The organism is Microvirga sp. 2YAF29 (assembly GCF_052114605.1).
Taxonomy (GTDB): Bacteria; Pseudomonadota; Alphaproteobacteria; order Rhizobiales; family Beijerinckiaceae; genus Microvirga.
Genome location: NZ_JBFRFB010000009.1, coordinates 134,321 through 159,756, shown reverse-complemented (window position 1 = coordinate 159,756; position 25,436 = coordinate 134,321). Strand labels below are relative to the sequence as shown.

The window sequence follows — 25,436 nt, the reverse complement described above, 5'->3', positions numbered from 1 at the left end:
GTCTTTTCCTTGCGCTCGCCGGTCGCCTTGTCCTTCCAGGTCTCGGACGTGGCGATGCGCAGATTGACGATGGGATCGCCGTTGTTGGTACGGCGCACCTCAGGGTCACGCCCCAGATTGCCCACCAGGATTACCTTGTTCACACTGCCCGCCATCGGAGCCTCTCCTCAATCACATGAGGGTGTTCTGGGGCCTCGGACGCCGGGCGACAAGTCGGATGGGCCATTCTGTCCCCAGATTAGATTTCGCCGCATTCCCTTACGAAATGCAGAGACAGGAAAAAGTGTCTCCTGCTTGGCTAGGCGGCTTACCTTGCCATGGCGCGCAGTTCTTCGAGCGCCCGCTCGCATCCGGCCGCATCGCCGGCTGCATCGGCCTTGCGCGCTTGCGCCAGCAAAGCCAGCGCGGTTTGCGCCCTGGAGCCATCCCCGCTTTTGCGCTCCGCGTTGGCGATCGAGCCTGGAGTGGGTTCATGATGCAGCATGGCGCCTGTGCTTTCTGGAGCAGCGGCTCCGCTCCCAGCCTGGGCGTCGATACGGGCATCGACCTGCTCTTGGGCCCGGTCGATCATCGGCGCGCAGGGGCCGGCGGCGGCATAAGAAACCGGAAACATCGTCACGGCGAGTGCCGCAAAGGCCTGAATGCGAAGGATCATGGCTTCTCTCCCGGCAAGCCCTTCGGATCTTCTCGTTCAACCTATGCCGGGCATGACAGATGTATGTGCGCTCAAACACATAATGTGCCCTTTTCCCCTTATGCTCCCCTGTTGCGTCTCGTACCCCGTTTGTTCTAGGATGAGGCACCTGGAATCATCCGCCGCATTGCATTGGCGGATGAGGCATCACATATCCGGAACCGGCCGCCGGTGGCCGTTTTCCCCTCAAATAAGGCTTGAAGCTAGGCCATGGCTAAACTCGACGATCTGTTCAACCGCGCCAAGGCGGGAGACCCGAATGCGCGCGTGATCTCCGTGCGCGGCGCGCGGGAGCACAACCTCAAGAACGTCGACCTGATGGTGCCGCGCGACCAGTTCGTGGTGTTCACGGGCCTGTCCGGCTCGGGCAAGTCGTCGCTGGCCTTCGACACGATCTATGCCGAGGGGCAGCGCCGCTATGTGGAATCACTGTCTGCCTATGCCCGCCAGTTCCTGGAGATGATGCAGAAGCCGGATGTGGACCAGATCGACGGCCTCTCCCCGGCCATCTCCATCGAACAGAAGACCACCTCGAAGAACCCGCGTTCGACCGTGGGTACGGTCACCGAGATCTACGATTACATGCGCCTGCTCTGGGCGCGCGTCGGCATTCCCTATTCCCCCGCCACCGGCCTGCCGATTGAGAGCCAGACCGTGAGCCAGATGGTGGACCGGGTGCTCGACCTGCCGGAGAAGGCCCGCCTCTATCTGCTGGCCCCCGTGGTGCGTGGCCGCAAGGGCGAGTACCGCAAGGAAATCGCCGAATTTCAGAAGAAGGGCTTCCAGCGCCTGAAGATCGACGGCGAGTATTACGCCATCGACGAGGCCCCTGCCCTCGACAAGAAGCTCAAGCACGACATCGACGTGGTGGTGGACCGCATCGTGGTGCGCGCCGATATCGCCGCGCGCCTGTCGGAATCCTTCGAGACCGCGCTCGAGCTGACGGACGGCATCGCCGTCATCGAATATGCGGACGAGAAGGATGAGAAGGGCAAGCCGAAGCGCATCGTCTTCTCCTCCAAGTTCGCCTGCCCGGTTTCCGGGTTCACGATCCCCGAGATCGAGCCGCGCCTGTTCTCGTTCAACAATCCCTTCGGCGCCTGCCCCACCTGCGGCGGCATCGGCCATGAAATGCGCATCGACGAGGCGCTCGTCGTGGACGAGACCCTGTCGCTGAAGCGCGGGGCGATCATGCCGTGGGCGAAGTCCTCCTCGCCTTATTACGGGCAGACGCTCGAAGCCATCACCCGGCACTACAAGTCGTCCATGACGAAGCCCTGGACCGAGCTGTCGGAGGACGTGCGAGAGGGAATCCTCTACGGGACTGAGAAGGCCATCCGCTTCGCCTATGACGACGGCATGCGGGCCTATGAAGTGCGCAAGCCCTTCGAAGGCGTGATCCCGAACCTGGAGCGCCGCTACAAGGAAACCGAGAGCGATTGGGCGCGCGAGGAAATCGGGCGCTTCATGAGCGAGACGCCGTGCGAGGAATGCGGCGGCAAGCGCCTCAAAGCCGAAGCCCTCGCGGTGAAGATCGCAGGCTCCGATATCGGCGAAGCTACGGCCCTGTCGGTGAAGGATGCGCATGAGTGGTTCGGAAGCCTGTCGAAGAAGCTCACGAAGAAGCAGAACGACATCGCGGGCCGCATCCTCAAGGAGATCCGCGACCGCCTGACCTTCCTCGTCGATGTCGGCCTGGAATACCTCACGCTTGCCCGCGCCTCCGGCACGCTCTCCGGCGGCGAAAGCCAGCGTATCCGCCTCGCCTCACAGATCGGTTCGGGCCTCACCGGCGTTCTCTACGTACTCGACGAGCCATCCATCGGCCTGCATCAGCGCGATAACGAGCGCCTGCTCGGCACCCTCAAGCGCCTGCGCGATCTCGGCAACACCGTGATCGTTGTGGAGCACGACGAGGACGCGATCCTTCATGCCGATTACGTGTTCGATATCGGGCCCGGCGCCGGCATCCATGGCGGCAAGATCGTCGCCGAGGGAACGCCGGACGAGGTCATGGGAAATCCGAAGTCGCTCACCGGCAAGTACCTCACGGGCGAACTCTCCGTGAAGGTGCCGGGCGATCGCCGCAAGCGCGACAAGAAGCGCATGCTGAAGGTCGTGGGCGCGAAGGGCAACAACCTTAAAAATGTGAGCGCGGAGATTCCTCTCGGCACCTTCACCTGCATCACCGGCGTGTCCGGCGGCGGCAAGTCTACGCTCGTCATCGACACGCTCTACAAGGCCGTCGCGCGCAAGCTCAACGGCGCGCTGGAGCATCCGGCACAGCATGACCGCATCGAGGGCCTTGAGCATCTCGACAAGGTCATCGACATCGACCAATCGCCCATCGGCCGCACGCCGCGCTCGAACCCGGCGACTTATGTCGGCGCCTTCACGCCGATCCGGGAATGGTTCGCCGGCTTGCCCGAGGCGAAGGCCCGCGGCTATCAGGCGGGCCGTTTCTCGTTCAACGTAAAGGGCGGGCGCTGCGAGGCCTGCTCGGGCGACGGCGTGATCAAGATCGAGATGCACTTCCTGCCCGACGTCTACGTGACCTGCGATGTCTGTAAGGGCAAGCGCTACGACCGCGAGACGCTGGAAGTGAAGTATCGCGAAAAATCCATTGCCGACGTGCTCGACATGACGGTGGAGGAAGCCCGCGAGCTGTTCAAGGCCGTGCCCTCGATCCGCGAGAAGATGCAGACGCTCGCCCGCGTCGGCCTCGACTATGTGCATGTGGGCCAGCAGGCTACCACGCTTTCGGGTGGTGAGGCGCAGCGCGTAAAACTCTCGAAAGAGCTGTCGAAGCGCGCCACCGGCCGCACGCTCTACATCCTCGACGAGCCTACCACGGGCCTGCATTTCCACGACGTGGCGAAGCTGCTCGAAGTGCTGCACGAGCTGGTGGACCAGGGCAACACCGTCGTGGTGATCGAGCATAATCTCGAAGTCATCAAGACCGCCGACTGGGTCATCGACATGGGCCCCGAAGGCGGCAATGGCGGCGGTCAGATCGTGGCCCAGGGAACGCCCGAGGACATCGCCAATTCCAAGGAAAGCCACACCGGCCGCTTCCTGAAGGAAGTGCTCGCGCGCAGGCCCTTGAAGAAGGAGGCCCCTGCGAAGGAGACCGCGAAGAAGCCGAAGAAAGCTGCGCGCCAGGAGGCGGCGGAGTAAAGCCCTGCCTCCCCCGCCGTACCTCGGATTCCTTTGCATGACTTGGGTCTACCGCCAATGACCCAGCGCCCCGCCATGAAGCCGCCGCCATCCGTCTGATGATGGCGGTGTTTTACGGCGGAGGAGACCATGGGCTCCAGCGACGCTGCTTTTGCCGGCTCGATTCCTGCGATCTACGAGCAATATCTTGGCCGGCTGCTGTTCGAACCCTATGCGGCCGATTTGGCCGCGAGGCTGGGGGAGATGCCGAAAGGCAGGATCCTCGAAGTCGCTGCGGGCACCGGGATCGTCACGCGTGTGATGGCGAAGGCGCTGCCCAAGAATGTCGAGATCCTCGCGACCGACCTCAATCAGGCCATGCTCGATCTTGCCGCCAAGAATCTCGATGCGCCCAACGTGACCTGGCGGCAGACCGATGCCCAGACCCTGCCTTTCGACGATGAGAGCTTCGACGTGGTGGTCTGCCAGTTCGGCGTCATGTTCTTTCCTGACAAGCAGGCTGCCTATCGCGAGGCGCTGCGTGTTCTCAAGCCCGGTGGGCTTTACCTGTTCAATGTGTGGGACAGGCTCGACGCCAACCAGCTGAGCAAGGTCGTCTCCGACGTAACGGGTGCGGCTTTTCCTGACGACCCCCCGAAATTCATCGAGCGTGTGCCCTTCGGTTATTTCAATCACGACACCATTCGACGCGCGCTTCAGGATGCGGGGTTCGGGCGCATCGACATCGATGTGGTCGAGAAAATCAGCGAGGCCCCTTCCCCGCTCCATCCGGCGACGGGTCTTACGCAAGGAACGCCGCTCCGTATGGAGATCGAGGCTCGCGGAGCGAACCGCCTGGAAGAAATCACGCACAAGGCGGAAGAGGCGCTGAAGGCCAGGTTCGGCGATGGTCCCATCGAGAACCGAATGAGCGCCATCGTGGTGACGGCTCAACGATAGGGGGTCAGGCCGAGATCACGACGTTGCGGCCATAATCCTTGGCCTTGTAGAGAGCCGTATCGGCCTCCTGCAACAGAATGCCGACGGACTTGCCCGAGAGCGAGCTTGCACAGCCGATGCTGACCGTCACCTGGGCCTGAGCCCCCAGCAGGGCGTGCCCCGCAGCGCAGAGCGCATGGCGAATGTCATCGGCCACGGCAATGGCTTCCCCACTGTTCATGAGCAGAACCGCAGCGAACTCTTCCCCTCCCAGACGCCCGAAAGATTGCGGCGGCAGATGCCGGGCGAGCACGTCACCGAACGACATGAGCACCCGATCACCCGCATCGTGACCGTAGCCGTCATTGATGGACTTGAAGTTGTCGAGATCGAACAGAAGGCAGGTGATGGGCCGGCCAGCTCGTCGTTCGATCAGCCGCATCGCGTAGTTCATGAAAGCTCGGCGATTGGGCACGCCCGTCAACGGATCGGAAAACGCAGCCTGCTTGTAGCCGTACTCGACCTTCTCCTTTGCCATCGACAGGAAGATGAAGGCCATGGTGGGCGTGAAGACCACGAGGAACAATGCCATCTCCGATGACCAGCGGCTCGCGAAGGCATCGATCCAGGGGATCGAGGTGAGGGTTATGCCGAGCCACCCGCGCAGGAAACTTAGACAACCCAGCCCGGCCAGCAGCAATACGGCGACACGCTGCGAGGCCAGCGGCTGCGGCGCGTTCTTCCAGAGTTCCCAGGCCGAGAACGATGCATATACGCCCGTGAGAAAGGCGACGAGCATCAGGCGGATCTGCGGCTCGTCCGCGATGAACGGGAAGGCTGCGATCCACACGAGGGGGCCAGCCGCGGCAGGCAACAGAATCCCCCTGCGGCCATTAAATCTCACGCACCCGGCATAGAGAGCGCCGTGAGAGAGCACGCCCAGCGCGTTTCCCGCCAGAAGCGCCATCGGCGTTCCGGAGATCTTACCGTGATTGACGAGGCCGATGCCGAGGCAGATCAGGCAGAAGGCCGCTCCCCACCATGCCAGCGCCTCGACTTTCCGGTTCTGCCGCCAGGCGAAAATGAGAAGAAGCCCGAGCACAGCCGAGAGAAGGACGAATGCGACATGAAGGGTGGCTGGATCAAGCTTCATCAAGGCTGCGTTTGGAAGGTGGCTTGGCGTTTTGCCCACCTTCCGCACAGGAAGGTATTCTTCAGCTATGGGCTGCTCTCCTTGAAAAGTCCAGTTTTCATGGCCGCATAAGGGGAGGCCCATACCGAAGTCAAAACGACGCAGAGCGATTGATGTGGAGCTTGTGCCGCTACCCAATGGACCTTTAGAATGCCGCCATGAAACGGTATCTGTTCATCATCGGAGCCCTCTGGCTCTGCTCGGGATCGGCGGCATTGTCAGCCTCGTCGTGTCCGCCCGGCTTCGATCTCTTGCAGAATTCGGATACCTGCGTCCGTGTCAGCGGGCGCGTTCGCGCGGAAACCATTCTCGGCTCCTCCCACAGGCGTAGCGAGGATACGAGTCGCATGAGGGCTACCGGAGAGGTTCGTCTCGATGTGCGCAAGCCGACGGAATACGGTCCGTTGCGTGCCGTGATCGGGGTGAAGGGCGCCAACCGTCTCGATTGAAAGAACCCTCGGCAAGGTTTCTCCTTGGCCGAGGGTTTGAGAGGCGCGTTGGCCTGAAGTTATTGCGGCTTCGTATCGCCGTAAGTCGCCGGGTTCGTCGTCTGCGAGCCGCTGGCATTCGGCACCGGCGGAACGGTTCCGATGGAGCCAGTCGCGGAAGGAGCCTGGAGGACCGGGTCGCTCGCCGTCGAGCCGTAGCTGCAAGGATTTGTCGCCTGCGAGCCGCTGCCGTTCGGCACGGGGGCGCAGGTGCCGCTCATACCGGGAGCGACCGTATTCATCCGGTCGGCGGGTGTCGCCGTGTTGCCATAGGAACCTGGGTTCGTCGCTTGAGAGCCGCTTGCGTTCGGCACCGGCGGCATAGTCTGAGCTATCGCACCAGCGGCACCGAATGCAAGCAGACCAACAGTCGTCAAAAGAATGCGTCGCATAACCTACTCCATGATGAAGCACGATGAGAATGAAATCGTGCCTTCGAGACCGGGGGCTAACGCAACCATTCGGACAAAGTTTCGGCGATTTCGAAGTTATCCCGCTGAGCGAACTTGGCAATACAGCCCTCGCAAGCTGTGCTGAAATGGCTTCCATCTAGGCCAATTCTCAAGCTTCAGGCATATGCGGTTCGCTCTGCCTTTTGCCTTCTACGAATACATGTCCGCGCAGTGCCGAGAGCATGTTTTGCAACGCCGCACAGCTTAACGATTCCTTTCGTCACTGTGCAGCTTAAGTTCACATTCACTCCTATAGGCTAATTCCTGTTCACGACCTCATCAGGAACAACGCCGCCATGGCCATTTTTCAAGCGTTCAATGCCGCAGGTGCGGGCTTCAACATGACAGACACGAGCAGCTCCGGCTGGACTTTCGTGGGGTTGAATCCATGGATCGATACGGTGATGACTTACGATAACGGAAGCCTCGCGAGCTACGATGTCTATGGCAGCACGATGGTGGACAGCTACCACGCCTGGTACTGGAGCAACGGCTACGACGTCATCATCGACGACCTGCTCTACGAGAATGGCGGCGCTGCGGTTCTCTCCATCAAGGACTTGAGCCTCTACACCAATGTGGACGGACTCGCGGACTACGCTTGGTACATGATGCTGAACGGCGCCAGCGACATTTTCTATGGCAACGACTATGCGGATGTGATCCGTGGCGGCAACGGCAACGACGATATCTATTCCTATGGCGGCGACGACATCCTGTTCGGCGATGCGGGCAGCGACAGGCTCTACGGCGGCTTGGGCGATGATGACCTCTACGGCGGAACGGGCCGCGATCTCCTGGTCGGCGATTTCGGCAGCGACTACTTGAGCGGCGGCCTGGACAGGGACACGCTTTATGGCGGCGCGGGCAAGGACTATTTCGTCTTCGACTCCACGCCCTCGACGGGCAATATGGACATCATCAAGGACTTCCGGCCCGTTGACGACACGATCATGCTCGACAACAATATCTTCACCCGCGTCGGCCGTGACGGCTGGCTCTCGGCAGCCGCCTTCAGGGTCGGATCGGCCGCACTGGATTCCAGCGATCGTATCATCTACCAGAAATCGACCGGCACACTGCTCTATGACCCGGATGGTGTCGGCGGAAAGTCCGCCATCAAGTTTGCCCAGGTCCAGGCCGGGCTGACGCTGACGAAGGCCGATTTCTTCATCCTCTGAAGCTCCCCGCCCCGTCATTCCATCCAGCAGCCCCGGTCCCAGCCGGGGTTTTTTTGCATCGTGCCATCTGCCCCCATACCCACCGGGCAGGGCCGTTAACCTGGCGTTAGGGCGCTATGCTACTAAAGCATAACAGACCTACATTATTACCACTCCTCTTTCGCATCGCACGTCCTTATATGCTGCATTGCACACGCAAGAACAAACGCCGCCGGTCACAGGGGCCGGCCTACTGAAGGAGTTCCCAATGTTCGTGTCCTACATGCTTGCTAAAGTCCGCGCCTATATGCGTTATCGCGACACTGTCCGTGAGCTCTCCATGCTCTCCGACCGTGAGCTCGACGATCTCGGCATCTCGCGCTTCCAGATCGACAGCATCGCTCGCGAAACCGCTGTCGCCTAAAAAATAGCTGCATCGCAGCAAAGGTCCTCGCCCGCTTCCAGCGGGCGTTTTCTTTTGTGCCGGGCGTTTGCCCGCTCAGGCCGAATTCTCCTTGATCGGAGCAAATTCGCTCGCTACTCCGTGCCCATGAGCACGATTGAACCCATTCACGTCATCGGCGGCGGCCTTGCGGGGTCGGAAGCGGCCTGGCAGATTGCCCAGGCTGGCGTTCCCGTCATTCTCCACGAGATGCGCCCGGTGCGCGGCACCGATGCCCACAAGACGGAAGGGCTAGCCGAGCTCGTCTGCTCCAACTCCTTCCGCTCCGACGACGCCGAGACCAATGCGGTCGGCCTGCTCCACCAGGAAATGCGCCGCCTCGGTTCGCTCATCATGGCCAAGGGCGACGCCAATCAGGTGCCCGCCGGCGGCGCGCTGGCAGTGGACCGCGATGGGTTCTCGGATGCGGTGACCGCAGCTCTCGAGGCGCATCCCCTCGTCACCATTGAGCGCGGCGAGATCGGCGGTATTCCGCCGGAGGAATGGTCCTCCGTCATCGTCGCAACGGGTCCCCTCACCTCGCCGGCTCTGGCAGAGGCGATCCTTGGTCTGACCGGTGAGACATCGCTCGCCTTCTTCGATGCCATCGCGCCCATCGTCTACCGCGAGTCCATCAACATGGACATCGCGTGGTTCCAGTCGCGCTACGACAAGGTCGGACCGGGCGGCACGGGCAAGGATTACATCAACTGCCCCATGACCAGGGAGCAGTACGAGGCCTTCATCGACGCGCTGATCGAGGGCGACAAGACCGAGTTCAAGGAATGGGAGGCCAACACCCCCTATTTCGACGGCTGCCTGCCTATCGAGGTCATGGCCGAACGTGGCCGCGAGACCCTGCGCCACGGCCCCATGAAGCCTGTCGGCCTCACCAACCCGCGCGATCCCGACGTGAAGGCCTATGCCATCGTGCAGCTGCGCCAGGACAATGCGCTCGGCACCCTGTTCAACATGGTGGGCTTCCAGACCAAGCTGAAATACGGCGCACAGACCGGCATCCTGCGCATGATCCCCGGCCTGGAGAACGCCGAGTTCGCGCGTCTCGGCGGCATTCACCGCAACACCTATCTCAACTCGCCAAAGCTTCTCGATCCGACGCTGCGCCTGAAAGCCATGCCGCGCCTGCGCTTCGCCGGCCAGATCACCGGCTGCGAGGGCTATGTGGAGAGCGCGGCGGTGGGTCTCATGACCGGACGCTTCGCCGCCGCCGAGCGGCTGGGCCGTCCCATCCAGCCCCTGCCGCACACCACGGCGCTCGGCGCGCTCATCAACCACATCACGGGCGGCCACATCGAGACCATCGATGAGGGCCCGCGCTCCTTCCAGCCGATGAATGTCAATTTCGGCCTCTTCCCGCCGCTCGATGTCGCGCCGAAAGCGGAAGACGGCAAGCGCCTGCGCGGCGCGGCCAAGACGATGGCGAAGAAGAAGATGCTCACGGATCGCGCGCGGGAGGATCTCACTGCCTGGATGGCTGCGGGCGAAATGCCGGCGGCTGCAGAGTAACTTGCTCTGCCGGCATGGCCGTCCCCGGACTTGATCCGGGGACGGCCATCCACGTCTTCTCACCGATAGCCCTCATCCTGAGGGATCGCGCAGCGATCGTCTCGAAGGACGAGGGCGTCTCCAGAGCTCTCTGGACAATCCTTCGAGACGCAGCCTAAAGGCTGCTCCTCAGGATGAGGTCGGTGGGGTGGAAATGAAGGCGTGGATTCCCGGAACAAGTCCGGGGATGACGCTGTGAAGACGGCTTGTTCCTAAAACGGCCCGCGCCAGAGCACCCAGATCTTCCGCCATTGCGGAAGATCCACCATCGTGTTGAGCGGATCGTAGTCGCTCCGTTCCATCGCCTTGAGATATGGCTCCACGAGAGAAAGCTGCCGAAAGGCTGGCTCGGCGGCTGAAAGAATCTTCGGACGCAGGGTTCGCACATTGGCGAGGTGCCTGCGGGCGACGGCGCGCAGATCGGCAAGCGCCCCTTTCAACCCAGGCCCACCACGTCCCGTCACCACATCGTCGCGAACGACGCCATGACGTCCGAGAATATCGGTCGGAACGTAGAGCTGGCCCTGCCGCGCATGGATCGGGAAGGCGCGCAGCAGACCCGTGATCGCATAGGCCACGCCCGCATGACCCGCGGCATCCGCGGTCCCCGGATCCTTGCCGTCATTGAGGATGATGCTGGCGAGCTGGATCAGGCTCGATGACGTTTCCCCGCAATAGCCTTCGAGATCGTTCAAAGAGGGCATGGGATCGTCGTAGAGATCGAACATCCGCGCATCGATCAGATTCACGAATGTCTGCCGGGGCAGGCGGAACTTGACGATGGTATCGTCGAGGGCGGCAGCAACCGGGTTGGCCCGCACATCGCCCCTCGCCTCGCCCTGCAACGCATCGCGCCACCATTGCAGGCGGATCTCGCCGAGCATCGGCTCGCGCACGGATTCCCTGACACGGGCGATCTCGTAGTTGAAGGCGTAGAGAGCATGGAGATAGCCGCGCTTATCCTCCGGCGCGAAGAGGCTCGCCCAATACCGGTCGGAATCCGCCTCGCGGACGAGCGCTTCGCAATGGGCGAAGTTGGATGGTGCCTCAGCCATATCAGCCAACGGCGATCAGGGCGGCGGCGACCTTGCGGTTCTCGGCCAGGAGAATGTTGTAGGTGCGCGCGGCAGCCCCCGTCTGCATGACGTCGAGGCCGATGCCGGCCTCGCGGAATCGCTCGCGGAAGACATTGGGAAGCGCCGCAATGTCGACGCCTGTGCCGAGAAGCAGCAGTTCGATCTCGCCAGCCTCGGCGATGATCGGCTCCAGCGCCTCGTCCGTCAGCTCTACGATGGAGGCCACCGGCCAAGCCTTGATGCCGGACGGCAACGCAAGAACCGACCCGCGATGGGACATTTCCGCGAAGCGGAACCCGCCGTTGCCGTAGGCATCGATCGGGTAGCGCCCGGGAACGAAACCATCATAGAGACGGCCTGTCATGACCTTACTCCGCCGCGACGGCCTTGCCTTCCGATACCTTCACGCTCTCGGAGCTGCGCAGGCCGATATAGATCAGCATGGGTGACGAGATGCAGATCGCCGAATAGGTACAGATCACCACGCCGTAGAGCATGACCTGGGCGAAACCCTGGATCGCCTGACCGCCGAACAGCACCAGCGCGAGCAGCGAAAGCGCCGTGGTCACCGCCGTCATGATCGTGCGGGACATGGTGTGGTTGATCGACAGATTCAGAAGCTCTTCTGTCGGCATGGTCTTGTAGCGGCGCATCAGCTCGCGTGTACGATCGAACACCACCACGGTCTCGTTAAGCGAATAGCCGACGATGGTGAGGATCGCCGCGATCGAGGTCATGTTGAACTCGTGCCGCGTGATCACGAAGAAGCCGATGGTAAGCACGATGTCGTGCAAGGTGCCGATGATCGAGGCCACCGCCAGCTCACGCTCGAAGCGGAACCAGAGATAGAACAGAACCGCGAGAACCGAGAGAACGATACCGATAGTTCCGGACTGCACCAGCTCGCCGGATACGCGCGGACCGACCGTCTCGACGCGGCGGAAATCATACTCGGCGCTGAACGTATCGCGCGCCTTCTGCACCACCGCCGTCTGCGCGGCCTCGCCGCCTGCTTGAGTCGGGAAGCGCAGCGAGACCTCGCCGACTGCACCGAATTCCTGCACCTCCACCTCGCCGAAGCCGAAGCCCTCTGCGGTCTGGCGGATCTGGGCGACATTGGCCTGGCCGGACTTGGCCTGGATCTCCATGAGCGTGCCGCCCGTGAAATCGATGCCGAAGTTCAGGCCCATGGTCATGAGCATGATCGCCGTCGCAATGGAGATCACCGCCGACAGCGGGAACGAGAAGCGCCGGAAGCGCATGAAGTCGAAATGGGAGTTTTCGGGCCAGAGGCGAATGAGGCGCACTGTACGCACTCCTTAGAACGGAAGGACTTTGGGACGCGTCCACTGATACCAGAGCGCAATCATCATGCGCGTGAGGGTCACAGCGGTGAGAACCGTGGTCAGGATGCCGAGAATGAACACGACCGCGAAGCCGCGCACGGGACCGGAGCCGAGGAAGAACAGGATCACGGCGGCGATCGCCATGGTGCTGTTCGAGTCCACGATGGTCGCGAAGGCGCGGTCGAAGCCGGCCTGAATGCCGGAGACGATAGAGCGGCCCGACCTCACCTCTTCGCGGATGCGCTCGTAGATCAGCACGTTCGAATCCACTGCCGTGCCTATGGTGAGCACGATGCCCGCGATGCCCGGCAGCGTCATCGTGGCTTCTAGCACGGACATGAGGCCGAGGATGAGGCCCACATGGACGAGGAGCGCGATGTTGGCGATGAAGCCGAACACGCCGTAGGTGGCGAACATGAAGATCACGACGAAGATGGCGGCCACATAGGTAGCCATCTTGCCCGCCTCGATGGAGTCGCGGCCAAGGCCGGGACCGACGGTGCGCTCTTCCACGATGGTGAGCTTGGCGGGAAGCGCGCCGGAGCGCAGCAGAACCGCGAGGTTGTTGACCTGCTCCAGGGTGAAGCTGCCCGAGATCTGGCCCGAACCACCGGTGATCGGTGACTGGATCGTCGGCGCCGAGATCACGCGGTTATCGAGGACGATCGCCAGTTGCCGCCCGAGATTTTCCGTGGTCGCCTGCCCGAAGCGCTGCGCGCCGCGGATATTGAAGCGGAAGTTCACGATGGGCTGACGGGTCTGGGAATCGAAAGCCGGCTGCGCATCGGTGAGGTCGCCGCCTTGGGCGATGACCCGGCGGTCCACGGGCACCCGCTGGCCGCCCATGTCTTCCATGGGAAGCATATCGACATCCGTCGCGCCGGCCTGAGCCAGCAGGCGGAATTCGAGATTGCCCGTCTCGCCGAGCAGCGCCTTCAGCTGCTGCGGGTCCTGAAGGCCGGGAACCTGGACGAGAACGCGGTCCGCGCCTTGGCGCTGGATGCTCGGCTCCGTCGTCCCGGTGGCATCGATACGGCGGCGGATGACCTCGATGGATTGATCGACGGCGCGGCGCACGCGCTCATTGATGCCGGCTTCCGTGTAGGTCAGCGTGATCACGCCTTCCGGCGTGGTATTGATCTCAATGGAGTTGTTTCCGGTCTGGCCCAGCACGGCACTACCGACGGGCTGCGCCAATTCCCTCAGGCGCGGCATCAACCGGTCACGGTCTGCTGCATCCGGAACCCGGATCTGCACGCCCCGCTGAACGGTCTGAATGCCGTTCTGAGACGAAGCGCGGGCATCCCTCAGGATACGGCGGACGTCGTCGCGCAGAATCGTGATCTGGCCGCGCAACAGGTCCTGTGCATCCACTTCGAGCAGGACGTGCGAGCCGCCCTGCAGGTCGAGACCGAGAACGATGGCGCGGGACGGCACTAGCCAGGATGGAACCCAGCTGGGAACGGCGGCTAGATAGGCCTTGCGCTGCTCAGGCGACATCATGCTCGGCACGGCCAGGACAAGGCCGATGATGATGACCGCCAAGGTCAGGAAGATCTTCGATTTCGAGAAGCGCAGCATCGTCCGCTCAACCTTTCTCAAACACTTTGCCACGCCTCGAACAGCGCGGCGAACCGGTCCCCGGAAGCCGAGGACCGGTAAACTCGTTAGGCCTTCACCGGCTCGCTCTTGGAGCGGACCTCGGAGATCATGGCGCGGGCCACCTTCACCTTCACGTTATCGGCGATCTCGACCTCGATATCGGCCGAATCCTCGAGCACCTTCGACACCTTGCCGATGATGCCGCCCGAGGTGACGACGGTGTCGCCGCGACGCACATTCTTGATCATTTCCTGGTGAGCCTTCACCCGGCGCTGCTGGGGACGGATGATCAGGAACCACATGATGATGAAGATGAGCACAAACGGAGCAAAATTCGTGATCAGGGACATCGTGTCACCCCCGGCGGGGGCCCCTTGTGCGAAAGCGGGGGAAATGAACAAGCGGCTCTCCATGGATAAAGGCGCGAGGCGGGCCTCATCGGTCCCACCCGCGCCATACGGGATTAGAAGTGGCGGGACTATACCCATCGACTCCGCGAAATCAATGAAGTTGGAGGGCTTTCCCAAGCCTCTTATCCTGTTTGGACCGCCTGATGCATGGACCACGGGCGTCTTTTCGGGCTAATCACGGGTTGTTCACCGGTTCTTGATCCATGTCCCAGCTGCCCGCCGACCTCACCTCCCCCGAATCCATTGCCGTTTTGAAGCGTATCGCCGACGCACTGGAGCGCCTGGTGCCTCCGGCGGTCCCTCAGGCAGACCTGAAGGCGGCGGACGCCTTCGTCTGGCACGCGGTGGGGCGCAAGCTCTCTCCCGTTCCCAAGGTAAACCGGGTCGAGATGAACCTTCTCCGGGGCATCGACCGGGTTCGCGACCAGCTTGCCGAGAATACCGGGCGCTTCGCCAAGGGCCTGCCGGCCAACAACGCCCTGCTCTGGGGCGCGCGGGGCATGGGCAAATCCTCTCTCGTGAAGGCGGTCCATGCGGAGATCAACGCAACGAAGATCGCGGGCGCCTTGCCCCTCAAGCTCATCGAGATCCACCGGGAGGATATCGAGACCCTGCCCGACCTCATGAGCCTCCTGCGCGCGGACCCGCATCGCTTCATCATCTTCTGCGACGACCTCTCCTTCGACGCGGACGATACCTCCTACAAGTCCCTCAAGGCGGTTCTGGAAGGTGGCATCGAGGGACGGCCGGACAACGTGATCTTCTACGCCACCTCCAACCGCCGCCACCTGCTGCCTCGCGACATGATGGAAAACGAGCGCTCGACCGCCATCAATCCCGGCGAGGCCGTTGAGGAAAAGGTCTCGCTCTCGGACCGTTTCGGCTTGTGGCTGGGCTTCCATAAGTGCAGCCAGGACGAATATCTCGACATGGTCTTCGGCTATGTGGACCACCTGGGCCTGCAAGGCGAGCGGGAGGCCATCCGCGCCGAAGCGCTGGAATGGGCCACGACCCGCGGCGCACGTTCGGGCCGCACGGCCTGGCAGTTCATTCAGGATCTGGCGGGACGGCTGGGCAAGGCGATCTGAGCCTTATCGCACTGAGCATTCTTACTCCCGCACGTCATCACCGGCCTTGTGCCGGTGATCCCGATTGCGTGAAGCGCCATACCTTTCCGATCGGGATGGCCGGGACAAGCCCGGCCATGACGTGAGAGTTAATCGCCCGCAATTACACCATGCCAAAAAGCAAAAGGACGGTGGCTGAGCTCCACCGTCCCCTTACTTGACCAGCCTTCGAATTCCGAAAGCCGGCCTAATCTTGTTACCGCAATCAGTCGGCGAGATGCTTCATCGGGTCGACAGGAGTCGCGCCCTTGCGGATCTCGAAGTGCAGCTGCGGCGAGGTCACGTTGCCGGTCTGGCCGGAGGTCGCGATCACCTGGCCGCGCTTCACCTGCTCGCCGCGCTTCACGTTGAGCGAGCCGTTGTGGGCGTAGGCCGAGACGAAGCCGTTCTCGTGGCGGACGAGGATGAGGTTGCCATAACCCTTCACCTCGCTGCCAGCATAGGTCACCGTTCCGGCCTCGGCGGACTTCACGGGAGTACCTTCCGGCACGGCGATGTTGATGCCTTCGTTGCCGCCATTGGCACCGAAGCCTGCGATGACGCGACCACGGGCCGGCCAGCGGAAGTCACCGACGGAGACGCTTGCGGTCTGCTCGGGTTCGGCCACGGGAGCCTTGGCTTCCGGCTGAGGAGCGGGTGCCACGGCCTGAGGCACGACGGGAGCGGGCTTTACAGGCTGCGCCGCGGGCAGTGCCGCGACCTGCTGGGGATGCTGCGGCTCGAGAGGACGCGGCGCGGAAACCAGCGGCTCGGGAGTGGCGGATGCCACCTGCGGCAAGGGGGCGGGCTTCAGCGGAGCGGGAGCCTGCATGGGAGCTGTCATACCGGGGCGGGTACGCGCGGCGGGCTGGACCGCGACCGGCTGCTCGTTCACGGCAACCTTGGTCTGATCGACAAAGCGAACCTTCGGCTGCGCGGCCGGCTGGGCCATGGGCACCGGGCGCGGCTGCTGCATCATGGGAGTGGGGGATTGTGCGGCGGCCATGCGGGTCGGCTGGGACAGGGGCTGAGCCTGAACCGGGGGAAGCGCCTGGGCCTGCACGGAAGAGGTCGGCATCGGAGCCGCCGCATAGGACGGAGTGGACTGGGACGCGGTCGGCGTACCGGGCGCCACGCGCTCGCTATTGGCGAAAGGATTGGAGAACGGGTTCTCTGAGAACCTCATGCTATCTCCGCTGCAGGCTGCCGCAGCACTTCCGATCAAACTGACCAACGCGATCCGCGACACCGCAACCCAATGCCCGGAACCCACACGCAAACGCATGACTCAAAACCCCAACCGCACGCAACTCGATGGGGCTATTAAAAGCCTGTTCAGGTTAAGCAACGGTTGACGACGCGAATTTTGTCGTAACTGTGTCAGAAAATTTTTTGGCGCCCTCGGTCAAAGAGTCGCCGCGACACCGGTGAGGAGCGGCGAGATCCGCAGGCTGCCGCCGATATATTGGTTGCATTCGCCGTCCGCGAGGCGTTCGATCTGGAGGAGATGCGGCCCATCCTCCTGTGTGACGGCTCCGACGATGCGCCCGCCCGGACCGATCAGCGACGTCAGGTTGCCTGGAATTTCAGGCCTCGCCCCATTCAGGAGAATACGGTCGAACCGCTCACGCACGCGCGTCGCAAGCCCATCGCCCACTTCCATTTGGACCTTGCCCGCCTCGACGATCTGAAGATGCTGAGCCGCGCTCGCGGCCAGCGTGTTGAAACGCTCGACCGTCGTCACCTCCGCGCCGAGCTTTGCAAGAAGCGCGGTGACGTAACCCGTTCCGGTGCCGACTTCGAGGATGCGCTGGCCGGGCTCGACGCGCAAAGCCAGGAGCATGGCCGCAACCGTTTGCGGGCTGGTCATGGTCTGGCCGCAGGGAAGCGGCAGGGCGACATCGGTGCGCGCGAGATCGCGGAAGCGGCGCGGTGCAAAGACATCCCTCGGCACAAGCTCCATCGCCCTTAAAAGAGCGATATCGCGAATGCCTTTCGCACGCAGGGAAAGAACGAAGGACGCAACGCCGATGGCCTCTTCCTCGTTGCGCAACTCCGCATCCGATGAATAAGGCATCTGGCTCATCGCGCCCTCACCATGGTTAGTCGAAAGCCTGCGCGTAACGCGTCAATGTCGGCTCGTCGGTCATGTCGATCCGCAAAGGCGTGACGGAGATGCGCCGGTTCGCGAGCGCCCAGAGATCCGTGCCGTTGCCGGGCGTGAAGGGCCTTCGGTCGAAGGCGATCCAGTAATAGGGATTGCCGCGCCCATCCTGCCGCGCATCCAGGTGCAGAAGCTCCTGCGTGCGCTGCCCCTGATTGACCACCGCCGTGCCTTCGACCTCGCCGGGCTCGCAGTCGGGGAAGTTGACGTTGACGAGGACGCCCTTGTCGATGCCCGCATCGAGAATCTTAGCAATGATCTTGGGACCGTGATGCTCTGCGCATTGCCAGCGCAGGTCATTGCGGCTCTTCGGACCATAGGCCTGCGAGAGCGCGATGGAGGGGATGCCGAGCAGCGTGCCTTCGATAGCACCCGCAACCGTGCCGGAATAGGTGACGTCCTCGGCGGCATTCTGCCCGCGATTGACGCCGGAGAGAACGAGGTCGGGCTTGTGCTCGCGCATCAGTTCGCGAACGCCCATGATCACGCAATCGGTGGGCGTTCCCTTCACGGCGAAATGCCGGTCTGAAATCTCGCGAAGACGCAAGGGATCGTTGAGCGAAAGCGAATGCGCGACGCCGCTCTGATCCGTCTCGGGGGCCACCACCCACACGTCGTCGGAGAGAGCGCGTGCAATAGTCTCCAGGGTCTTCAACCCTGGAGCATGAATGCCGTCATCGTTGGTGCAGAGAATGCGCATGTTATGCCTGACGCTCGATGCGGGTGACGCCGCCCATATAGGGTTGCAGTACGGCAGGCACGGTAACGCTGCCGTCCTCGTTCTGGTAATTCTCCAGAACCGCGACGAGCGTGCGGCCGACCGCAAGGCCGGAACCGTTGAGCGTATGCACGAAGCGCGGCGACTTCTCGGACGGGGTGCGGTAGCGCGCGTTCATGCGGCGCGCCTGGAAATCGGAGCAGACCGAGCAGCTCGAAATCTCGCGATACATGCCCTGCCCCGGCAGCCACACCTCGATGTCGTAGGTCTTGGTGGAGGAGAAGCCCATGTCGCCTGTGCACAATGTCATCGTGCGGAACGGAAGCTCCAGTTTCTTGAGCACGTTTTCCGCGCAGGTGAGCATGCGCTCATGTTCGTCGGCGGACGTCTCCGGCGTCGTGATCGACACGAGCTCGCATTTCACGAACTGATGCTGGCGGATCATTCCGCGCGTATCGCGACCGGCGGAGCCTGCCTCGGCGCGGAAGCTCGGGGTAAGCGCCGTGAAACGCAAGGGCAGCTCTTCCTCGGAGAGGATCTGCTCGCGCACGAGATTGGTGAGCGTAACCTCCGCCGTCGGGATCATGCCGTAGCGGGTGTCTTTGATCATCTTGGCGATGGTATCGCGCGGCTGGCATTCAAGGGCAGCACTCACGATCTGCTCAAGCGAATTGCCGGGGAAAGACCAGAACTGATCGTCCTCGAATTTCGGCAGCTGCGCGGTGCCGAACATGGCCTCGTCGCGCACCAGCAGCGGCGGGTTCACTTCAGTGTATCCATGCTCATTGATGTGCAGGTCGATCATGAACTGGCCGAGCGCGCGCTCCATGCGCGCGAGCTGGCCCTTCAGAACCACGAAGCGCGAGCCGGACAGCTTGGCGGCGGTCTCGAAATCCATGAGGCCCAGCGCCTCGCCGATCTCGAAATGCTGCTTGGCGCTGTTGATCGTCGGCGGCGTGCCGATGCGGTGGCGCTCCACATTGCCGTGCTCATCCGAGCCGACCGGCACATCCTCCTTCGGGATGTTCGGGAGGGAGCTCAGCACATCGAACAGGGCCTTTTCCGCAAAGCGCTCGGCTTCCTCAAGGGCGGGCATCGATTCCTTGATGGTCGCGACCTCGGCCATCAGCTCCTGCGCGCGAGCCTCTTCCTTCTTCGCTTTGGCCTGGCCGATCTCCTTGGACATGGCATTGCGGCGCTCGGTGGCGGCCTGCAGCGCGGAGATCGCGCTCTTGCGGGCATCGTCGAGGGCGATCAGCTTCGCGGACAGAGGCTCCATGCCCCGGTTCAGGAGGCCTTTGTCGAAAGCCGCGGGGTTTTCGCGGATGGAACGGATGTCGTGCATGGGACTGACTCGGATCTGCTTGATAACGCGGCCCTGCCCTTAGCACAGACCGCTCCTTTATTCACGCCAAGGATAGCGGCCTTTTGGAAGCTCTTTGGGAGCCTACCCTTCCGCCGCCCGCGCCGCCTCGGCTTCCGCGCGCTTCCTCTCAACCATGCGGACGGAGAAGATGGACGCCTCGTAAAGAAGCAAGGTGGGGACCGCAAGGGCGAACTGGCTGATCACGTCCGGCGGGGTCAGAACCGCCGCGAGGATGAAGACGAACACGATCGCATAGCGCCGCTTGCTCTTCAGGAACTCCGAATCGATGATCCCGGCCCGGGCCAGCAGGGTCAGGATCACAGGGAGCTGGAAGCAGATGCCGAAGGCGAAGATCAGGGTCATGATTAGCGACAGGTACTCGCTGACCTTGGGCAGAAACTCGATGGCCGGCGTGGTATCGGTAGCCAATTGCTGCATGCCGACAGAGAAACGCATGAGCAGCGGCATGGCGACGAAATACACGCAGGCGGCGCCGACGGCGAAGAGAACTGGCGTCGCGACGAGATACGGCACGAAGGCGCGCCGCTCGTTCTTGTAGAGCCCCGGCGCCACGAACTTGTAGACCTGACCGGCGATGACGGGGAATGCGAGGAAGCCCGCGCCGAACGCCGCCACCTGGATCTGCGTGAAGAGATATTCGAGGCCGTGCGTATAGACCAGATGCGCCCTTTCAGGCGAACCGACCGCGTATACGTAAGGCCACACGAGAATATTGTAGATGTACTTCGCGCCGGCAAAGCAGATGAAGAACATCAGCACGAACGCGATCAGCGCCTTGATCAGGCGCGAGCGCAGTTCGGTCAGATGCTCGATCAAAGGCGCGCGCGATGCCTCGACCTCATCCTCTTCAACGGCCATGGTCATCCGACTTTCGCGTCCGATTTGTCCTGAGAATTGGCTGGGGCTGTTTCGTCAGCGGCAGGCATCTCCTGCGCCGCAGCCATCTTGCGAGCCTCGATCTCCGCCTCGCGGCGAAGCGATTCCTGGATCTCCGCAGCCGGGTCGTCCATGGGTGGGGGCGGCAACTCGACCAGCGGATCGGCCGGCGCGGGCACCCTACCCTCCACGATGGCCTGGATAGAGGCATCGCCCGAGGGCTCGACAGGCTCAGGCTTGTCCGCCGTGACCGGAGCCTCGACGGAGGTCTTCAGCTCGTCGCGGATGCTCTGGATCGGGTTGAAGGGCTTGCCCTGCATGGACGTGACGGAGTCATTCACGCCCTGGATCTGCTTCTTCACATCGTCGAGCTCGGCTTCGCGCATGGCCTCGTTGAACTGGCCCTGGAATTCCGCCGCCATACGGCGCAGCTTTCCCGTCACCTGTCCGACCGTGCGCAACGCACGCGGCAGGTCCTTCGGGCCAATTACGATCAGCGCGACCGCGCCGATCACCATGACCTCACCCCAGCTCATGTCCAACATGGCGTGGCCTCGACCCTGCCTTTACGCATGGCAGCCCCGAAGGCTGCCGACAAAAACTCAACCGACCTTATGGTCCGTCGTGGCGGCATTCGTGGGCGTGCCGACCTGATGATCGATGTTGCGCACCGGCTCGACGGGCTCGACCGGCTTCGCAGGCGTGTCGTCCTCGGACATGCCCTTCTTGAAGGCTTTGATGCCCTTGGCGACATCGCCCATCATGTCGGAGATCTTGCCGCGTCCGAATAACAGGACAACGATCAGACCGACGACGATCCAATGCCAAATACTCGCGCCACCCATGGCAATCCTCCTGCGCCTCGATGAGGCGCGGCTTCGAAATGTAAACTTGCGGCCAACCTATGCGTCGGACGCGGCGAAAACAAGGACATCCTTTGGATCAACCTTGACCCCGATATCCTGTCCTTCCTTCAATCCAACGTGATCGTGAACCCTGGCCTGCAAAGGCCTGTCCACGCCTTGAACGTCAATATGGACCAAATCGACTTCCCCGAGAAAGCGACGAGACACCACACGTCCCGCCAGGCAGAAGCCTGGCGGTTTCAGCTTGATGCCCTGCGGACGCACGCAAACGACCGCCGGCCCGTCGCTGAGCCCGGGTGCCAGGAAGATGCCCACCGGGGAGCTGACCTGACCGTTGCGCACCACGCCTTCGATCTCGTTGAAGTCGCAGAAGAAACGGGCTGCGAAGAGGCTGACTGGTTTCCGGTAGATCTCCTCCGCCTCGCCCTGCTGAATAATGGAGCCGGCGCGCATGAGCACGATCCGGTCCGCGATCCGCATGGCCTCTTCCGGGTCGTGGGTCACGACGATTGTCGTAGCGCCGGTTTCTCTCAGGATTGCGACAGTCTCGTCGCGGATCGCATCGCGCATGCGGCGGTCCAAGTTCGAGAACGGCTCGTCCATCAAGAGCACACCCGGACGCGGCGCGATGGAGCGGGCGAGCGCTACACGCTGCTGCTCGCCGCCCGACAATGTATGTGGATATTCGTTGGCGTAATGCTCAAGGCCGACGCGGGAGAGCGCGCGGCGCGCGGCGACATCGGCCTCGAAGGCCGAGAGATCCTTCAGTCCGAACTTCACGTTCTGAAGAATCGAGAGATGCGGAAACAGAGCGTAGTCCTGAAACATGAGGCCGATGCCCCGCCGCTCAGGCTCAACGAAGGCCCTCGATCCGCTGACCTCCAGCCCATCCATGAGGACGCGACCGGAGGTCGGCACCTCGATCCCCGCCGCTATGCGCAGCAGCGTAGTCTTGCCGCAGCCGGAATGACCCAGCAGGCACACGAGTTCGCCCGGCTCGACCGTGAGAGATACGCCCTTGAGCGCTTCCGTGGAATGATAGGTCTGGACGATGTTCTCGAAGGTCAGCTGGGCCGGGATCGATGCCCCCGCCGTGCCTCGCAAACCCCAGCGGGGCAGACGGAAGCGGTCGCGGGCTCCTGAGCCGCCGCTCATTCTTCGCTGGCCTCTGCCTCGCCGGTCTCCGTCTGGTGCATATCGAGGGGTTCCTGGAACAGGTCGTCCTGGTCGAGCGGATCCTCGTCCTCTCGCAGAGCATCGGCATCGGAGGGCACCGGCACCGTGAGGTCCGAGGGAACGCGGCCTTCAATGAAGCCTGCACCTTTCAGCTCTTCAAGGCCCGGCAGGTCCTCGATGGCGTCGAGGCCGAAATGCTCAAGGAAAGCCGGAGCCGTACCATAGGTGACCGGGCGGCCCGGTGCCTTGCGGCGGCCGCGCAGGCGGATCCAGCCGGTCTCCAACAGGAGATCGAGGGTGCCTTTCGAGGTCGCCACACCACGGATCTCTTCGATCTCGGCGCGGGTCACCGGTTGGTGATAAGCGATGATCGACAGGGTCTCCATGGCCGCGCGGGAGAGCTTGCGCTGCTCCACCACGTCGCGGGCCAGCACGAAGGACAGATCGCTCGCAGTGCGGAAAGCCCATTTTCCGGCGACACGTACAAGGTTGACGCCACGCAGGGCGTAAAGCTCTTCGAGATCGGTCAGGATCTTCCCGATATCAGCGCCTTCCGGCAGGCGTCCGCCCAACTCGTCGGCACCAAGAGGTTCGGCGGATGCGAAGAGAAGCGCCTCGGCGATGCGCATGGCTTCGCCGTGGTCGGGCACATGAGTTTCCACGGAAGCCTCGGCTTCCGCCACATCAGCGGTTTCGTCCATCATCCTTGGGCTCCTGTTTCGGCTGGGTCCTCGGCGGGCTTGACCCAGACCGGAGCGAAAGCTTCGTCCTGCCTCATAGTCAGCTTGCCCTCGCGCACCATTTCGAGCGTCGCGGACAAGGCGGAGGCCATGACGGTCGACCTCATGGAGGGCTCGACCATGTATTCCATCAGGTAAGTATCCAGCGTGACCCAATCGCTCAAGTGCCCGACCAGCCGCTCCAGGGCATCGCGGGCGTCGATCAGGGACCAGACATTACGCTTATGCAGGGAAACGCGGCTGTTGAACTGTACCTGGCGCTGCTGGGCATAGGCCTTCAGCAGATCGTAGAGGGAGGCCTCGTAGCGGGCATCCCGGTGGATCACGACCGGCTCGGGCGAGCCCCTAGCGAAAATGTCGCGACCAAGGATCGAGCGCTCACCCAGCTTCTGGGCGACCTCGCGGATCGCCTCCAGGCGGCGCAGGCGCAAGGCAAGCGCGGTCGCCAGATCCTCGGCGCTCGGCTCCTCGCCCTTCGGGGGCTCGGGCAGCAGGAGACGTGACTTCAGGTATGCGAGCCAAGCCGCCATGACGAGGTAATCGGCCGCAAGCTCCAGGCGCATGCGGCGCGCTTCCTCGATAAAGGCGATGTATTGCTCGGCGAGCGCGAGGATCGATATGCGATGCAGGTCCACCTTCTGGCGGCGGGCGAGCTCGAGCAGAAGGTCAAGCGGCCCCTCGAAGCCGTCCACATCCACAAGGAGCGCGGGTTCGGTCTCGCCCCGCTCGGCGGCGGGTTCTGTATCCTCGAAGGGTAAGGGCTTGGCCATAAATGATACTCAACGCGTTGGGCGTAACCTTGGAGCCCTCAGGCGATCATCGCAAGGGCGGCGTCGAGTCTTGCACGGGCATCCACAGGATCGAGCGGCTCCGGCTCGTGCCTGATGCGCGCTAGAGCAGCATCGGCCCGGCGAAGCGCCTCACCCTCGAGAACCGGGGTGCCCTCGGCCACCTCGTTCATTTCCTCCATATCGCCATTGCAATGGAGCGCCATATCCACGCCTGCCGCAAAGGCAGCCTCGGTCTTCTCCCGGAAAGTGCCCGACAAGGCCTTCATGGAAAGGTCATCCGTCATGACGAGACCGTCATAGCCGATATGTCCGCGGATGATCTCCTTCATGATCACCGGCGAGGTGGTGGCGGACCGCTCGGGGTCGAGCGCCGTGTAAACCACGTGGGCTGTCATCGCGAGGGGCATGTCGGTGAGCATGCGGAAGGGTGCGAAATCGTGCCTCTCCAGTTCTTCGCGAGTGGCATCGACCACAGGCAGCGACAGGTGGCTGTCTGCACCTGCGCGGCCATGGCCCGGGATATGCTTCACCACGGGCAGGACGCCGCCCGCGATCAATCCCTCGGCGGCGGCACGGCCCAATACAGCGACCTTGTCCGGCGTCTTGCCGTAGGCGCGGTCGCCGATCACATCATGGGCCCCCGGCGACGGCACATCGAGAACCGGCAGGCAATCCACATTGATGCCGACGGAACGCAGATCATGAGCGATCAGGCGGGCGCCTAGCCGCGCCAGTTCCCTTTGGACCAGAGGATCGTTAGCATTGATGCGGCCATAGGCGGCTCCGGCCGGGTACTTCGGCCAATGGGGAGGCCCCATGCGCTGCACCCGCCCGCCTTCCTGATCGATAAGGATCGGCGCATCCTCGCGCCCGACCGCTTCCCTAAGGGAGGCGCAGAGCGCCTTCACCTGATCGGGCGTGCCAATATTGCGGCGAAACAGAATGAATCCCCAGGGAGCCGCCTCTTTGAAGAAGGCAACTTCGTCGGGGGTCAGCTCGAGGCCGGAACAGCCAGCAATAAAGGCGCGGGTTTTCATGCCCGCGCCTTACGTCCCTTAGTTACAAGGGTCAAGAAGTCTTCTCAGTCAA

27 protein-coding genes are annotated in these 25,436 nt (G+C 62.8%); 7 read left to right on the top strand and 20 right to left on the bottom strand.

All coding sequences use genetic code 11. The annotated features are described in order from the left end of the window. Both ssb and AB4Y85_RS13855 read right to left on the bottom strand, forming a co-directional pair. Positions 1–155 (bottom strand): single-stranded DNA-binding protein (ssb, locus tag AB4Y85_RS13860; protein ID WP_441985497.1); only part of this gene is annotated, 155 nt, incomplete at its 3' end. A gap of 152 nt (positions 156–307) precedes the next feature. Beyond that, a complete protein-coding gene (locus AB4Y85_RS13855; RefSeq protein ID WP_441985493.1) occupies positions 308–655 on the bottom strand; it encodes a hypothetical protein in 348 nt (115 codons plus the stop codon). A gap of 249 nt (positions 656–904) precedes the next feature. Here AB4Y85_RS13855 and uvrA point away from each other — a divergent pair, with 249 nt between their 5' ends. Together uvrA and AB4Y85_RS13845 are read left to right on the top strand one after the other, a co-directional pair. Further along, the gene (gene uvrA / locus AB4Y85_RS13850; RefSeq protein ID WP_441985492.1) at positions 905–3,871 is read left to right on the top strand and encodes an excinuclease ABC subunit UvrA; all 2,967 of its coding nucleotides are present in this window, start codon (positions 905–907) and stop codon (positions 3,869–3,871) included. 129 nt (positions 3,872–4,000) lie between these two features. Then, complete coding sequence (locus AB4Y85_RS13845; RefSeq protein ID WP_441985491.1) at positions 4,001–4,810, top strand: class I SAM-dependent methyltransferase; 810 nt, start codon at positions 4,001–4,003, stop codon at positions 4,808–4,810. 4 nt (positions 4,811–4,814) lie between these two features. Here the strand turns inward: AB4Y85_RS13845 and AB4Y85_RS13840 are convergent, their stop codons facing one another. Then, a complete protein-coding gene (locus tag AB4Y85_RS13840) occupies positions 4,815–5,942 on the bottom strand; it encodes a GGDEF domain-containing protein (protein ID WP_441985490.1) in 1,128 nt (375 codons plus the stop codon). Positions 5,943–6,139: 197 nt separating this feature from the next. Here AB4Y85_RS13840 and AB4Y85_RS13835 point away from each other — a divergent pair, with 197 nt between their 5' ends. Next, positions 6,140–6,430 carry a porin gene (locus AB4Y85_RS13835; RefSeq protein WP_441985489.1) on the top strand — a complete coding sequence of 97 codons (291 nt, stop codon included), beginning with the start codon at positions 6,140–6,142 and terminating at the stop codon, positions 6,428–6,430. A 59-nt stretch (positions 6,431–6,489) separates the two neighbouring features. Here the strand turns inward: AB4Y85_RS13835 and AB4Y85_RS13830 are convergent, their stop codons facing one another. Beyond that, a complete protein-coding gene (locus AB4Y85_RS13830; protein ID WP_441985488.1) occupies positions 6,490–6,861 on the bottom strand; it encodes a hypothetical protein in 372 nt (123 codons plus the stop codon). Positions 6,862–7,217: 356 nt separating this feature from the next. Here AB4Y85_RS13830 and AB4Y85_RS13825 point away from each other — a divergent pair, with 356 nt between their 5' ends. The 3 genes from AB4Y85_RS13825 (at position 7,218) to trmFO (ending at position 10,050) form a co-directional block, all read left to right on the top strand. Beyond that, positions 7,218–8,102, top strand: a complete 885-nt coding sequence (locus AB4Y85_RS13825; protein ID WP_441985487.1) for a calcium-binding protein — start codon at positions 7,218–7,220, stop codon at positions 8,100–8,102. A gap of 247 nt (positions 8,103–8,349) precedes the next feature. Beyond that, positions 8,350–8,505: a DUF1127 domain-containing protein gene (locus tag AB4Y85_RS13820; protein ID WP_441985486.1), complete on the top strand. Its 156-nt coding sequence runs from the start codon at positions 8,350–8,352 to the stop codon at positions 8,503–8,505. 126 nt (positions 8,506–8,631) lie between these two features. Further along, positions 8,632–10,050, top strand: coding sequence for a methylenetetrahydrofolate--tRNA-(uracil(54)-C(5))-methyltransferase (FADH(2)-oxidizing) TrmFO (gene trmFO / locus AB4Y85_RS13815; RefSeq protein WP_441985485.1), 1,419 nt, complete (start codon positions 8,632–8,634; stop codon positions 10,048–10,050). A gap of 251 nt (positions 10,051–10,301) precedes the next feature. Here trmFO and AB4Y85_RS13810 read toward each other — a convergent pair whose 3' ends face one another. The 5 genes from AB4Y85_RS13810 to yajC form a co-directional block, all read right to left on the bottom strand. Beyond that, positions 10,302–11,144 carry a phytoene/squalene synthase family protein gene (locus tag AB4Y85_RS13810; RefSeq protein ID WP_441985484.1) on the bottom strand — a complete coding sequence of 281 codons (843 nt, stop codon included), beginning with the start codon at positions 11,142–11,144 and terminating at the stop codon, positions 10,302–10,304. Position 11,145: 1 nt separating this feature from the next. Next, entirely contained in the window at positions 11,146–11,529 is a 384-nt protein-coding gene (locus AB4Y85_RS13805) for an Mth938-like domain-containing protein (protein ID WP_441985483.1), read from the bottom strand. Between the two features lie 4 nt (positions 11,530–11,533). Beyond that, positions 11,534–12,472 (bottom strand): protein translocase subunit SecF, encoded by a 939-nt coding sequence (gene secF, locus AB4Y85_RS13800; RefSeq protein ID WP_441985482.1) that lies wholly within the window; start codon positions 12,470–12,472, stop codon positions 11,534–11,536. 12 nt (positions 12,473–12,484) lie between these two features. Beyond that, on the bottom strand, positions 12,485–14,092 hold the full coding sequence (gene secD / locus AB4Y85_RS13795) for a protein translocase subunit SecD (protein ID WP_441985481.1): 1,608 nt from the start codon (positions 14,090–14,092) through the stop codon (positions 12,485–12,487). Between the two features lie 86 nt (positions 14,093–14,178). Further along, positions 14,179–14,463: a preprotein translocase subunit YajC gene (gene yajC / locus AB4Y85_RS13790; protein ID WP_441985480.1), complete on the bottom strand. Its 285-nt coding sequence runs from the start codon at positions 14,461–14,463 to the stop codon at positions 14,179–14,181. 263 nt (positions 14,464–14,726) lie between these two features. On the opposite strand from yajC, the gene AB4Y85_RS13785 reads away from it, so the two are divergent. Continuing rightward, on the top strand, positions 14,727–15,611 hold the full coding sequence (locus AB4Y85_RS13785) for an ATP-binding protein (protein WP_441985479.1): 885 nt from the start codon (positions 14,727–14,729) through the stop codon (positions 15,609–15,611). Positions 15,612–15,855: 244 nt separating this feature from the next. Here AB4Y85_RS13785 and AB4Y85_RS13780 read toward each other — a convergent pair whose 3' ends face one another. From AB4Y85_RS13780 to nagZ, 11 genes are all read right to left on the bottom strand, one after another. After that, positions 15,856–16,815 carry a peptidoglycan DD-metalloendopeptidase family protein gene (locus tag AB4Y85_RS13780; protein ID WP_441985478.1) on the bottom strand — a complete coding sequence of 320 codons (960 nt, stop codon included), beginning with the start codon at positions 16,813–16,815 and terminating at the stop codon, positions 15,856–15,858. Between the two features lie 219 nt (positions 16,816–17,034). Continuing rightward, the gene (locus tag AB4Y85_RS13775; RefSeq protein WP_441985477.1) at positions 17,035–17,715 is read right to left on the bottom strand and encodes a protein-L-isoaspartate O-methyltransferase family protein; all 681 of its coding nucleotides are present in this window, start codon (positions 17,713–17,715) and stop codon (positions 17,035–17,037) included. 16 nt (positions 17,716–17,731) lie between these two features. Then, positions 17,732–18,493, bottom strand: a complete 762-nt coding sequence (gene surE / locus AB4Y85_RS13770; RefSeq protein WP_441985476.1) for a 5'/3'-nucleotidase SurE — start codon at positions 18,491–18,493, stop codon at positions 17,732–17,734. Position 18,494: 1 nt separating this feature from the next. Further along, on the bottom strand, positions 18,495–19,856 hold the full coding sequence (serS, locus tag AB4Y85_RS13765; protein ID WP_441985475.1) for a serine--tRNA ligase: 1,362 nt from the start codon (positions 19,854–19,856) through the stop codon (positions 18,495–18,497). Between the two features lie 102 nt (positions 19,857–19,958). Then, the gene (gene tatC / locus AB4Y85_RS13760; RefSeq protein ID WP_441985474.1) at positions 19,959–20,762 is read right to left on the bottom strand and encodes a twin-arginine translocase subunit TatC; all 804 of its coding nucleotides are present in this window, start codon (positions 20,760–20,762) and stop codon (positions 19,959–19,961) included. Then, positions 20,759–21,319 carry a Sec-independent protein translocase protein TatB gene (gene tatB, locus AB4Y85_RS13755; protein WP_441985473.1) on the bottom strand — a complete coding sequence of 187 codons (561 nt, stop codon included), beginning with the start codon at positions 21,317–21,319 and terminating at the stop codon, positions 20,759–20,761. Before tatB ends, tatC begins: the two co-directional genes overlap by 4 nt. A gap of 57 nt (positions 21,320–21,376) precedes the next feature. Continuing rightward, positions 21,377–21,619, bottom strand: coding sequence for a twin-arginine translocase TatA/TatE family subunit (locus AB4Y85_RS13750; protein WP_441985472.1), 243 nt, complete (start codon positions 21,617–21,619; stop codon positions 21,377–21,379). Between the two features lie 57 nt (positions 21,620–21,676). Further along, on the bottom strand, positions 21,677–22,795 hold the full coding sequence (locus tag AB4Y85_RS13745) for an ABC transporter ATP-binding protein (protein WP_441985471.1): 1,119 nt from the start codon (positions 22,793–22,795) through the stop codon (positions 21,677–21,679). Continuing rightward, on the bottom strand, positions 22,792–23,520 hold the full coding sequence (gene scpB / locus AB4Y85_RS13740; protein WP_441985470.1) for an SMC-Scp complex subunit ScpB: 729 nt from the start codon (positions 23,518–23,520) through the stop codon (positions 22,792–22,794). The genes AB4Y85_RS13745 and scpB overlap by 4 nt, the downstream gene beginning before the upstream one ends. Beyond that, positions 23,517–24,326 (bottom strand): segregation and condensation protein A, encoded by an 810-nt coding sequence (locus AB4Y85_RS13735; protein ID WP_441985469.1) that lies wholly within the window; start codon positions 24,324–24,326, stop codon positions 23,517–23,519. Before AB4Y85_RS13735 ends, scpB begins: the two co-directional genes overlap by 4 nt. A gap of 38 nt (positions 24,327–24,364) precedes the next feature. Then, a complete protein-coding gene (gene nagZ / locus AB4Y85_RS13730; RefSeq protein ID WP_441985468.1) occupies positions 24,365–25,384 on the bottom strand; it encodes a beta-N-acetylhexosaminidase in 1,020 nt (339 codons plus the stop codon). Positions 25,385–25,436 lie beyond the last annotated feature (52 nt).